This window comes from Streptomyces sp. NPDC002520 (assembly GCF_053595235.1).
Window position 1 is genome coordinate 174,939 of the sequence record NZ_JBSFXG010000004.1, and the last position, 12,277, is coordinate 187,215.

9 protein-coding genes are annotated in these 12,277 nt (G+C 70.1%); 2 read left to right on the forward strand and 7 right to left on the reverse strand.

The annotated features are described in order from the left end of the window. Window positions 1-4: 4 nt before the first annotated feature. From ACWD5D_RS08940 to ACWD5D_RS08965, 6 genes are all read right to left on the reverse strand, one after another. On the reverse strand, window positions 5-1,558 hold the full coding sequence (locus ACWD5D_RS08940; RefSeq protein WP_451372110.1) for a DNA cytosine methyltransferase: 1,554 nt from the start codon (window positions 1,556-1,558) through the stop codon (window positions 5-7). Between the two features lie 45 nt (window positions 1,559-1,603). Continuing rightward, window positions 1,604-2,590, reverse strand: coding sequence for a DNA cytosine methyltransferase (locus ACWD5D_RS08945; RefSeq protein ID WP_451372111.1), 987 nt, complete (start codon window positions 2,588-2,590; stop codon window positions 1,604-1,606). A 9-nt stretch (window positions 2,591-2,599) separates the two neighbouring features. Further along, complete coding sequence (locus tag ACWD5D_RS08950) at window positions 2,600-3,031, reverse strand: very short patch repair endonuclease (RefSeq protein WP_451372310.1); 432 nt, start codon at window positions 3,029-3,031, stop codon at window positions 2,600-2,602. Window positions 3,032-3,085: 54 nt separating this feature from the next. Next, a complete protein-coding gene (locus ACWD5D_RS08955; RefSeq protein WP_451372311.1) occupies window positions 3,086-5,974 on the reverse strand; it encodes a Z1 domain-containing protein in 2,889 nt (962 codons plus the stop codon). A 126-nt stretch (window positions 5,975-6,100) separates the two neighbouring features. Then, window positions 6,101-7,681: an ATP-binding protein gene (locus ACWD5D_RS08960; RefSeq protein WP_451372112.1), complete on the reverse strand. Its 1,581-nt coding sequence runs from the start codon at window positions 7,679-7,681 to the stop codon at window positions 6,101-6,103. A gap of 207 nt (window positions 7,682-7,888) precedes the next feature. Further along, the gene (locus ACWD5D_RS08965) at window positions 7,889-8,908 is read right to left on the reverse strand and encodes an SEC-C domain-containing protein (RefSeq protein ID WP_451372113.1); all 1,020 of its coding nucleotides are present in this window, start codon (window positions 8,906-8,908) and stop codon (window positions 7,889-7,891) included. A gap of 212 nt (window positions 8,909-9,120) precedes the next feature. Between ACWD5D_RS08965 and ACWD5D_RS08970 the strand changes: the two genes are divergently transcribed. Together ACWD5D_RS08970 and ACWD5D_RS08975 are read left to right on the forward strand one after the other, a co-directional pair. Next, window positions 9,121-9,951 (forward strand): class E sortase, encoded by an 831-nt coding sequence (locus ACWD5D_RS08970; RefSeq protein ID WP_451372114.1) that lies wholly within the window; start codon window positions 9,121-9,123, stop codon window positions 9,949-9,951. A gap of 418 nt (window positions 9,952-10,369) precedes the next feature. After that, entirely contained in the window at window positions 10,370-11,227 is an 858-nt protein-coding gene (locus tag ACWD5D_RS08975) for a fumarylacetoacetate hydrolase family protein (RefSeq protein ID WP_451372115.1), read from the forward strand. A gap of 104 nt (window positions 11,228-11,331) precedes the next feature. Here ACWD5D_RS08975 and ACWD5D_RS08980 read toward each other — a convergent pair whose 3' ends face one another. Further along, complete coding sequence (locus tag ACWD5D_RS08980; protein ID WP_451372116.1) at window positions 11,332-12,210, reverse strand: LLM class F420-dependent oxidoreductase; 879 nt, start codon at window positions 12,208-12,210, stop codon at window positions 11,332-11,334. Window positions 12,211-12,277 lie beyond the last annotated feature (67 nt).

Below are 12,277 nucleotides of genomic sequence, written 5' to 3' on the forward strand. Positions count from 1 at the left end.
GGGGTCACCCTCCGGTGAGGGGGTGACCCTCCAGGTCCTCCCGCCGGCGGATCCTCGCCGGCTCGCTCGGGGGACGCCAGTTCTCGAGCTTTGCCACGGCCTGCTCCAGCCTGGTGTCGGCATCCTCCTCGCTCAGCTCCGGTTCGAGCACATGCCGGAGCACGTGCAGTGCGAGCCGGGGCGGCACCGCGTTGCCGATCTGCTGGGACCGGTCGCGGCCCCGCCAGGGGTAGGCGACGGGAAACGTCTGGAGCACCCCGGCCTCGGCGAATTCGAAACGGGGGAGATCCGTGTTCGTGGCCTTGTCGATGAGCCGGTTGCGGGACACCTTCCCGGTGACCGTGGAGGACGGGGCGTCGTGGTCACGGCGTCCTCGTGCGGCCGGGTCGCCGCCTGTCCCGTAGTTCGAGACGACGGTGAAGGCGGGGCGGTCCGGCAGGTCCAGGTCCGGAACGATCTCCCGCGCGATGTCCCGGGCCTTCTTCAGGGCGGCCTCCATGGACACCCAGGAGTCCTTCGGCCCCTTCCTCCCGCCCACGCTCTTCTCGTCGACCTCCCAGAGTCCGGCGTCCGCGCGATCCGCGTCGCGGGAGGCGGCGGGAGCACCGCCCGACCGGTAGCGCTCGTGGGGCTCCTCCAGCTCCTGGATGTCGATCTCCCCGAGCCTGGCCATGAGCACGGCACGCCTACGGGTCTGCGGGATGCCGAACGCCTCGGTGTGCATCATCTGCGTCCTGGTCCGGTAGCCGAGAGTGGCCAGCACCTTCTCGTACTCCTTCCACACAGGCATCACAGCGGGCACCTGTTCCAGTACGACGGCCTCGTAGGGCACAAACCCCGGGCGTCGACTGCGTTCGATCACCCACCACAATGGTTGTAGGACGAGCCCAGTCCGTTCGTCGCCCAGCTCCTCCAACCTGGCCCGGTGTGCGTCGAGTGACTTCTCCAGGTAGACGAGGCCATCGAAGAGGTTCTTGAGGTCGACGTCCCGACGGGCGAGCCCGCGCGGCGCCTCCGTCGTCTTCAGCGCGAGCTTGATCTCCTCGGTCGAGCAACCGTGCTCGGCGAGGCGCTTCCGGGCCGCTTTGCGGGTGACAGAGCGGGCTGCCTCGTCCTCACGCTTCAGGGCTTTGACCGTGTCCGCCTCGGCGGCCTTGAGTCGCAGTTCTTCGGAGATTCCGCTCCAGGTGCGGTCGATCTCAGGCCAAGGCGTCGCATCCGAGCGCACGGCCTTGTGCAACTGCTCGATGTACCTCAGCACCTCGTCCAGGGCCCTACGGCCGGCCCCGTGTCCGGCGACGGTGAACGTCTGGCAGGGCGGCCCGCCCGTCAGCACCTGGGCGTGCGGGAAGTCGGCGGCACGGTAATCCCTGACGTCACCGGCGAACGTGTCCATCCCCGCCGCCGCACGGGTCTCGCAGGCGTTGTCGTCCCATTCGATGCCGGTGACCTGATGACCGAGGGCCTCCGCTGCCACATCCAGCCCTCCAGGTCCTGCGAACAGGTCCACGATGCGAAAAACCGCAGGTGAGGAGGGTGTGTGCGTGGCGTGGCTCATGAGCGAGAAGTTTAGCCGGCCGTCAGGTGTGCCATCGCCCACCGGCTACTCCCCGCCTGAGGACCGCAGCGCGGTCGCGATCGCCTCGCCGAGCGCCCTGCCGACCGGCGGAGGTGTGGCATGGCCGATCTGCCGGTATCGGGCGGTCTTCTGGCCTGTGATCCGCCACTCCGGGGGGAAGGCCTGGACGACGGCGGCCTGGTCCACCGTGATCTTCGGCATCTGCGCCACGTCGTCCGAGCGGGGCCACACGTAGTCCGGCCCCGGCACCTCGTCGGCGAACGCGTTCCCATTGATCCCCATCCGCGCCCAGGCACGCTTCGTGCCGGTCGGACCGACGTCGGCACCGCCCCGGTTGTCCGAGCCGCCGACGAGGGTCGGAGCCACGGCGCTCGCCTGGTCCGCCCAAGCGTCGGCCTCCGGCCAACCACGTGCCGCCATCGAGCCGCGCAGCGCCTGGCCGACCGAGACGTGCTCGCTCACCGTCGGCTCCGGCGGGGCGAATGCGTCGAACCAGGGCTCCTTGAGCGCCACCAGGACACCCTGTTCGCGGTCCTGTGGCACGCCGAAGTCCGCGGCGTTCAGCACGAACCAGCGCAACCGGTAGCCGAGGTGGGTCAGTTCCTCCGCGACGAACCGGCGCACCTCCGCATAGGTGGGCGAATCGACGAGTGCCGGGAGATTCTCCAGCAGCAGGGCGCGCGGCTGGACCGCGTGGACCAGATAGATCGTGGCCGTGAGCAGCCGCAGTTCCGGCTCGCTGTCCGGCCGTCCCACCGCGGCCGAGGACTTCACCCGGGGCAGGCCTGCCGAGAGCAGATCGACGTCCAGGGTCTCCGGGTGCTCGTCAGGGAGGAAGTCGATCAGATCTTCGCAGACGACCTTCCAGTCCGGTCGGTTGGCGAGGAGCGTCTCGCAGGCCTGAGGCTTGTTGTCGAGCAGGAGCACCGGCGAGAAACCCGCGCTCTCCAGCCCCGACGCGAGGCCGCCCGCACCCGCGCAGATGTCCACGAAACCCAGCCGGTCGGACATTCGATCCCCCTACTGCTGTCCTTCAGCGGTCCGACGATCGCGTCCTTCTGCTGCCGCGGCCCGGCCCTGTCCCTCCAGCTCCACCGCCGCCCGTACCGCCGCGACAACCTCGTCGGGCGGCATGTGCTCCCAGAACCGCAGCACCGTCCACCCCTGCGCGGTCAGGTGCGCCGTCGTCTCCAGATCGCGGGCCATGTTCCGGTCGAGCTTCTTGCGCCACCACTCGGCGTTGGCTTTCGGTTGCGTGGCGTGATCCGGACACCCGTGCCAGAAGCACCCGTCGATCAGGACGGCGACCTTGGCCCGGGTGAACGCCACGTCGATGCGTCGCCGCGCCATTCCCGGCACCGGGTACTCCACGCGATAGCGCAGGCCGGCCGCGTGCAGCAGGCGTCGCACGGCCAGCTCGGCGTTGGTGTCCTTGCTGGCCTGACGGGACATGCGTGCCGAGACGCCGGAGGAGGAGGGCTTCACGTTGTCCAATGATGTCGCGCCTCAGGATTGTGCGTCGTCTCGGTCGACGACGATCGCATCCTGCCGGCCCGAGTCGATCGTACGGAACCGGACCAGCGGGCGATCGGTTCCCACCGACGACTCCGGCGCGACGAAGGAGAAGGCCATGACGACGTCACCAGGGTCCATCGTCCCGTCGGAGGCGAGGCGCGGCTCGGACTCGACCACCGGGTAGAGCAGCAGTGCCCCTCGGCGCGGGCCGACGAGATGCTCGACCGACGTGTTCCCGGCCGTCGCGACGGCGCCCGCGATGCGCAAGGGGGCGGCGCGGTGCTTGGGCTCACTGAGCGCGCCGAAGAGCGAGCCGCGCCGGCGGGTACGGCGGGCTAGGGTGAACGGGCCGTGCCCCAGGATCCGGGCCTCCACGCGCTTGACCGAGGTCTGCAACGGCGTGATCACGAGCCAGTCGTCGATCGCCGCTGGCTGCCGCCCCGCTTCCAGCAGGAACTCCAGGTGCGGCGAGAACTGGCTCGGGATCGACCAACGCAGGTCGCACAGCACTCTGGTCAGCGTCTCGTGCGAGACCGTCCCCACGCGCGCCTCGTACGCGGGGCCGTCCCCGACCGACAGGCGTACCGGGCCCTGACCCAGTGCGGCGAGCACCGGCTCCCAGCAGTCGGTGTTGTGAGCCAGCCCGTCCGCGGTGTCCGGGTAGGCCGTCGGCTCCACCCACGTGCCCGGCGACCGCACCTCCACCAACTCCGCGTTGAACATCTTGTTCCGAGCCGACGGCTTCACCCACGGCAGATGCTGGGCCACCAACGGCGGGATCTGGGCGGGGGTGACCTGGGGGCGGCCGTCCACCATTGGGGCGTAGCGGGCGAGCTCGGCGCGGAAGAGTTCCTCGTCGCGGCAGATTGCCTCGAAGGCCTCGTACAGGTCGACCGTCTTCGCGGCGCGGCCCTTACCGAGCTGCTCCTCGCGGCCGATGTAAAGCCGCACCAGGTCCCGGTACCCGGGGCGGAAACCGAACCAGCGGCCCATCTGCATCAGGGTGTCGGCCTGCTGTGTCGTGCGGCGGTAATACGTGATCGTCAGGCCCTCGACCGTGAAGCCCCGGGACAGCTTGGTGCCGCCGACGAGGATTTTCCAGACGTTCGGGGTGCGGTCGAAGTCCAGGTCGGGCTGGTCGTAGTCGCGCTCGCTGTCGCCGTTGACGACTATGACGGGGGTGCCGCCCTTGTTGATGAGACGGCGCGCCCCATGGACGTACGGCTTGAGGTCCGCGTACGTCGTGGGAGTGGGCAGGGAGCCCTCCACGTGGTCGCGGAAGTCCTTGTTGAAGAGGGATGCCAGGCGTGTGTGGCCCTCCGGGCCCGTGTATGCGGCGTTGTGCCACATGGTGTTGATGCGCAGCGCGAGGGCGGCGTGTTCGGCCATGCGGACCGATTCGTGCACGAGCATCGTGTGATGCCGGAACGGGCCGGAGGGGAGGCCGTGCTCGGCGCGGTAGAGCTTCAGAGCGCCCGTGAGGACGAAGGCGTCCAGGGCTTCCTGGAGACGGTCGCCCGTGGAGTCGTAGATGCCTCGGACGTGCTTCTTCTCGGCTTCACCCTCGTCGCCGTCGGCGGTGTCCAGGTCATGGAAGTCCTGAACGCCCATGTACCCGGTGGGGCGGGGGAGGGAGATCAGGAAGTCGCGCGGGAACAGGTCCTCTTCGTCGCCCGGGTCGATGAACACGTTGGCGAAAGGAGTCGCGGTGTAGCCCACGTACTGGGCGCGGGGCAGGAGTTTGAGGAGCTTGCTGATCTGGCCGTTGATCGCGGTGCGGGTGACCGTGCCGGCCTCCCACTTTTTCGGGTCCGTCGTGTTCACGGAGGCTTGGTCCGACTCGTCGTCGATGATCAGCGCCGGTATCTCGCCGAGGATCGGGCCGATCTTCTTGAGGTCCTTGACCAGCTTCTCCAGCACCGACTTGTTCTTCTTCACGACCATGACGCGGGCGCGGGCCGCATGCAGGTTCGCCGGGTCGTACAGGGGGCGGGTCCGGTCCGGCTTCTCGAACTCCAGGGCGCTGATACCGCGCTCCAGCGCCATGTAGTCACGGTCGCGCGAGGTCAGACGCTCGATGTCGAAGGCGCCGAGCATGGAGGGCCGGGCACCGAACGAGACGAACTTCGCAGGCCAGTCCTCGTCGTCCTGGTAGTCGATGCCGACGAGGGCGTCCGGGTCGTCCGGGTCGGCGGCGCCCAGGATGTTCTCCTGGCCGATCAGTTCCATGTCGAGCCGGCGTTGGGTCTGGCCGCGCAGGAGGTTCAGGGTGCCGCCCAGAACGATGACCAAGCGGTAGCCCGCGTCGATGGCCTTGGCGGTGACGCCGGTGAAATTGGCGGTCTTGCCGGACTGTACGTAGCCGACAACGAGTCCGCGCGCGCCGTAGGGGGCATCGCGGGTGGGGTCGGCGAGCCGCTCGACGACCGCGTGGGCCGCCTCGTCCAGGTTGGAGACGGCCGCGTCGCTCCAGCCCTTGCGGCGCAGCAGCCGCTCGTACGAGGTCCAGTAGAAGGAGCGGTTCGCCGCCTGCTCCCGGGTGTACCAGGATTGGAACTCGCGGCTGATGGTGACCGGGCCCGCTTCCTCGTGGACAGGGACGGACGCGTCGAGCGCCTTGCGTAGATCCGCGCCGAGCGCGAGCCGGTCGTAGACCTCGGCGCGGCGCTCCGGGGTGCGCGGCGTGGTGCTCGACCACGCGGGGGACTGTTCGAAGTCCCATGCCGTGAGCTTGCGGCCCCAGAGAGCGAGCAGTTCGTCGCCAGGGCTCGCGGCCAGGACGCGGTCGCGGAAGCGGGACATGTCCGTGTCCGCCGGTTCGTCGCCATCGGAGAGCGCGAGAGCGAGGCTGGCGAAGGGCTTGGGGCCGCGCCGGCTCATCGCGTCGAGGACGTCGCCGTGCAGGGCGGTGAGGTGGTCGGGAGCGGGCGTCTTCTCGGCGGTCACGGCGGCTGGGCGGCCTTTCTGGAGACGGAGGCGCGGGGAGGTCGCGGGAGAAGGTAGGAACTAGTCCTCGGCGCGGGCGAGTTCGGCCCGTGCCGCGGTAACGAGCACGCTGTTCCAGAGGGCGACCTTGTCGGTCTGGTTGGCCCAGACCCGCTCCTTCTGGAAGATCTCGTTGAGCATCAGATAGAGAAGGCTCTTGAGGACCGGGGCATCGTTCGACCCCCCATGGCGGCCGCCGTTGAAGGCGTGCCGGTAGTCCTTGTTGAGGATGACCAAGCGCTCTTTGTGGTCGATCGTGAAGAGCAGGTCTGCGGAGTCGACGCCGGTCGGCACGTCGAGTTTCGCCCAGCTGAAGGTGATGGGGTCGTCGCCTTCCAACTGTGGCAGTTCGTCCCGCAGCGTCCGCTTGAGCTTCGGATCGAGGCCCTTGCCGGGCGGGATGACGGCCGTGCGCTTGACTTCTGTACGTCGCTTGGCGGCCTCGCGATAGGTCGTCTCGGCCTCACGGACGTATTCGGTGAAAGTGTGGTCGGTGGCGAGGGCCGCTGCCTTCTCCAGCCCCCGGGCGAACGCAGGGGTGACCTGGACTCCGTCCTTCTTGACGGTCAGGGCGAAGACATCGTTGGGCTCGGGTGGCAGATCGACGGCGATGCGAGCGAGGGCGAGATGACCCTCCGGGCTGCGGGTGTCATTCCAGCCGCCGGCCTGGACGAGCCGGTCGTTGCGGTAGAGGTAGAAGCCCTGACGCTCGGAGAGTGGCCCGATGCCGCGGTATGCGACGAGCGGTGACTTGGGTGGCCATATGTGCGCGGTGAGCGCGACGTCCCCGACGCCCTCGACGGGCGCGACGTACGTGCGGGGATAACCAGGGCGGCCCGGGATCCGGTAGCCGAAGGGGTCGATGGGCTCCACCCCCCGATGGTCCAGCTCTTCACGGGTGTGTACGTCCTCGACGACGATATCGACGTGGAAGTCCTCCCGGGCGAGGAACCGGTGGAGGTGAAGACCGAGGTGGGTCTCGAGCCGCTCGATCGCGTCATTGAGATAGCGGTCGGTCTGACCGTCGGTGATGGTCTCGAAAGTGCGAACCTGGTCCCAGCGCACGATCGTGCCGTGCCAGCCGATGACCCCGTCGTAGCGGTCGACCAGACTCTGGCAGTACGTCGCGTCGACGATGTCGCAGGTGAAGTCGGCCTGCGCGCGGGCGGTAAGCCATCGGCGGCCGACCGAAGGGCTGCGCTTGGTCCGGCTGATCACCGTGAGCGCGTTGGCGTGAGAGAGGGAGGCGGCCTTCAGTCCAGCACCGAAGTGTCCGAGGGCACCAGCGGCGTATCCCTCGCGCCCACCGACCGTCATGGCCGTGTCCAGGGCCGCCTCGTCCATGCCGTGGCCGTCGTCGATGACGAGCAGGCCGACGAGGCGGTCTCGTCCGCCTCGCTCACCCGTATCCCGCAGGAAGCTCACGACGACGTTGTGGGCCCCTGCGTCAATCGAGTTGTCTATCAGGTCGGCAATGGCCGCCTCGAACCCGTAGCCCTGGTGCGCGAGCGATTCGAACGACCTGGCCGCCGGAGGGAGTCGCTTGCTCCCGGTGGTGGGTACGTCGAACTGCCATTCCGAGGGCGGCTGGTTGGGCGTCATGCAGGTGTTCCTCGCGGGCCGGGACGTGCCCGGGATGTGTGCGGGCATGCCAGTTCAGCTTGTCGTATATGACGGTAGCGTGGGCATGTTGTGAAGGAGTGGTGGGATCGGAATAAACGCGCTCGATGTTCCTGGACGCACTCCAGGGGCGAACCGTTCCCAGACTCTGTCCCGGGGCAGCTCTCAGGAGTCCTGACGCTGCCGGTTTCAGGCTCTCGAGGTCCCGTGACAATCCCGGTACTGCTGCTCCGACCCACACCAGCACCCCACCCCCCTCTGCGGAGGCCAAGCCACCGCCCGTCCCCGTGCCGCCAGCGTCGTCGCGTACTGCGGGAGCAAGGTGATGTCGCCCGGCGACGAACCCTCCGACGCCGCGAACGCCTCGTACGACGGGACCGTGCCTGTGACGATGCCCAGGTTCGCCGTACCCGAGGAGGACAGCTCGCGCAGGGAGGTCTCTATGGTCGCGAGGTGGTCCTCGTGGGAGGAGTACTCCGTGGCGAGGTCCGGGTAGGCCGAGAGGAGTTCGGCCAGTTCGGGGGCCGGCCAGTGGAGGACGGCGACCGGGAAGGGGCGGGAGAGGGCCTCGCGGTAGGCGCCCAGTTCGGCGCGGAGGCGGGAGATCTCCGCTTGGAGTTCGGCGGGGTTGTCCGAGCCCAGGGACCACACGCGTTTGGGGTCGTGGAGTTCGTCCAGGGTGACCGGGGACGCGTGGAGGGAGTCCGCCAGGGTGTCCCAGTCGTCGTGGGGGAGGCCCAGCATGCGGCGGACCCGGTGGCGGCCGAAGAGGACGGGGTGGGTGGAGTGCGGGGGGTCGCCGGCGTCGGTCAGCAACAGGGCCGCCGCCTCGGTGAAGGTCTCCGCCGCCGCTTCCAGCTCGTCGTGGGACTCCAGGGACTCCGCGACGATCACCCAGGGCGCCGGGTCGCGAGGGGCCGAGGCGCGGATGCCGTCGATGATCGCCCTGGCTTCCGCCTCGTGGCCGTACTCCCAGAGGTTCGAGGCCTTCAGGGCGCGGACGAGGTGGGGGTCGTCCAGCGAGGCGGCGTCGGACAGCAGGCGGTCGTAGAGCGTGGTCGCGGCGGGGCGGTCGCCGGAGAGTTCCAGGTGGGCCGCGGCGCGCAGGAGGAGGGCCTCGGCGTCCTCGGGGTACAGGCCGGCGGTCCGCTCCAGGCGTGCTGCTTCGGCGGTGTGGTCGACGTTCTCGGCGGGAGTGTCGGGGCGCATGGGGGACACCGTACTGCCGACCGGTGACGGAGGTGCAGTGCGTGCTGGTCATCGGTGGCCGTGGGCTCGGTCACCGTGGGGGTGGAGTGTCACCGTCGCGCGGACACTCGCGCGGACCCTGCGGTGGACAGCGGTGACAAGTCCTTTGTCTATGGCCAGTTGAAGCCCGTGCCCTTATCGTGCGGGCGGCTTCTGGAGAGGCGGGTGTACGGATGCGGGTCGTGCGGCACCGTGATCGGCGGAGGCGGGCGAGGTGGCGGCGGGGGCTGTGGGGCGCCGGTGAGGCGCTGGTCACCGTCGGGGTGGTGGTGATGCTGCTCGTCGTGCATCAGGTGTGGTGGACGAACCGGGAGGCGCGGCAGGGGGCCGAGCGGAAGGTGGAGGCCCTGGAGAGGGAGTGGGGTGGGCGTGGTGCGGGAGGGGTTTCCGCGCCCGCTGGTGCGTCCGCCGAACCCGTTCCGTCGGCGTCCGCCGCGTCCGCCGCGCCAGCCGCGTCCGCCGCGCCAGTCGGGTCCGGCGGTCACGAGCGGGCGGCCCGGCAGCGGTCGTCGTACGGCTCCGTCGCCGTCGTGTCCGGCCGGCCCCTTCCCTCCCAGGCGTACGCCGTCCTCACCATCCCCCGGCTGCACCTGCGCGTCCCCGTCGCCGAGGGGGTGAGCAAGGCGAACGTGCTCAACAAGGGGTACGTCGGGCACTATCCCGGCACCCAACAGCCCGGCCAGGCCGGGAACTTCGCGCTCGCCGGGCACCGCAACACCCACGGCGAGCCCTTCCGGTACCTGCCGAGTCTCCGCATCGAGGACGTCATCCAGGTCGAGACGAAGGGGGCGGTGTACGTGTACGCGGTGGACCGGATCCTGCCGCAGACCACTGCCCGGGACTCGGGGGTCGTACGGCCTGTGCCGCGCTCGATCGTCAGGCCGGGGTACGGGTACGACGAGCCGGGCTACTACATCACCCTGACCACCTGCACGCCGGAGTTCACCTCGCGGTACCGGATGGCGGTGTGGGGAAAGCTGGTGTCGATGCGGCCTCGGGGGTGAGGGGCGGTCGGACGCCGTGGGGGAAGGGGGCAGGGCGGGGCAGGGCGACCTCGGCCGGGTGGCCTCGGTCGGGTGGCCTCGGGGTGAGGGACAGCTGGGGAGAGAGGGGCCTCACGCCCGGTCCCGTAGCGCTACGGCAGCCACCGCTCCCAGCGCCGCCAGCCCCGCCGGCACCCGCCACGCGGACTGCGGGACCGAGACCGGCTCGCACGGCGAATGTTCCGCGTGCGGAACCATCGTGCCGTCGAGTACTCCCGGCGGCTGGGACGAGCGGCGGGCACCCGCCCGGATTGCCCGGGTGACGGTCCACTACCTGAACAGGGTCTTGCGGAGTGGATGGCGTGCTTGGAGGATCGACCAGTCCTCCGATGGCTGCACCCATCGGCCGGGCGCCCCGCGATCGAGGGAGATTGTGACCATGAAGCTGCTGCGAGTCGGTACGGCCGGAGCGGAGCGCCCCGCGCTGCTCGACGCCGAGGGGACCCTGCGGGATCTGTCGGGCCTCGTGGACGACATCGACGGCGCGCTGCTCGCCGACGACGCCGCGCTCGGCCGGGTACGGGCGGCGGCCGAGGCCGGAGAGCTGCCCGCGCTGGACGCGGCCGGGCTCAGGATCGGACCGCCGCTCGGCCGGATCGGCAAGGTCGTGTGCATCGGGCTCAACTACCACGACCACGCCCGCGAGACCGGGGCCGAGCCGCCCGCCGAGCCGGTCGTCTTCCTCAAGGCGCCGGACACGGTCGTCGGGCCGAACGACACCGTGCTCGTGCCGCGCGCGTCCGTCAAGACCGACTGGGAGGTGGAGCTGGCCGTCGTCATCGGACGTACGGCCCGCTACCTGGAGTCCCGGGAGGAGGCGCTCGCGCACGTCGCGGGGTACGCCGTCGCGCACGACGTGTCCGAGCGGGAGTTCCAGATCGAGCGGAGCGGGACCTGGGACAAGGGGAAGAACTGCGAGACGTTCAATCCGCTGGGGCCCTGGCTGGTCACGGCCGACGAGGTGGCCGACCCGCAGAACCTGTCGCTGAAGCTGTGGGTCAACGGTGAGCTGAAGCAGGACGGGACCACCGCCGAGCAGATCTTCCCCGTGGCGGAAGTCGTGCGGTACGTCAGCCAGTTCATGACGCTGTACCCCGGAGACGTCATCAACACGGGGACGCCCGCGGGAGTGGCGATGGGGCAGCCGGAGCCGAAGCCGTATCTGCGGGCCGGTGACGTGGTCGAGCTGGAGGTCGAGGGGCTCGGGCGGCAGCGGCAGGAGCTCAAGTCCGCCTGAGGGGTGGGGGAACCGCGGTCTTATGGCGGCCGCGGGTCCGTTGTGGCTTGTCGCCCGCGCGGCGGAGCCGCACATCGATGCGGCCCCGCGCCCCTTGGTGGCGGTTACGCCGCCAGGATCGAGGCCAGCCTCCGCCATCCCTCGCGCGGCAGCTCGGTCCGGGAGCCGGGGTCGATCACCTGGAGGGCCACGTGGTCGGCGCCCGCGTCGTGGAAGGCGTCGACGCGGGAACGGATGGTGGCGTCGTCGCCCCAGGCGAAGAAGGTGTCGATCAGGCGGTCGCTGCCGCCGTCCTTGAAGTCGTCCTCGGTGAAGCCCAGACGGAGCCAGGTGTTGGTGTAGTTGGGGAGGGTGAGGTACATGGCGAGGGTGTCGCGGGCGGCGGTGCGGGCGCGGTCCGCGTCGGTCTCCAGGACGACCTTGAACTCGGGGGCCAGCAGCGCGCCGTCGCCGAGGATCTCGCGGGCCTGGGCCGTGTGCTCGGGGGTGACCAGGTACGGGACCGCGCCGGCCGCGCGGGTGCCGGCCAGGTCCAGGGTCTTCGGGCCGAGCGCGGCGAGCACACGGCGGTGCGCGGGCACCCCTGCCTCGTCCAGGGCGTCGAGGTAGGCGACGAGGGCCGAGTACGGGCGGCGGTACTGGTCGGTGAGCTTGGCGTGGCTGACCCCGAGACCCAGCACGAAGCGGCCGGGGTGGGCCGCCTCGACCTCGGCGAAGGCCGCGGCGCTCTCGGCGGCCTCGTACTGCCAGATGCTCTGGATGCTGGTGCCGACGGTGAGCGTCGAAGTCGTCTCCAGGAGGGGGACGGCGTGCCGTGCGGCGCTGCTGCCGCCCAGCCAGGCGGCGCCGTAGCCGAGTTCCTCCAGCTCGGCGGCGGCCTCGCCGATCTCGCCGCGCAGGGACGGGTCCTCGGAGCGCAGGCCGTGGCTCCAGATGCCGTACCGCCCGACGGACTCCTTGAGAAGCTTCGGGGTGTCGCTCATGAACGTGGGTCCCTCCGGTCGGGTGCGGTGCCGTGACGGGTGTGACACCGGTGCCAACCGGAGGGCG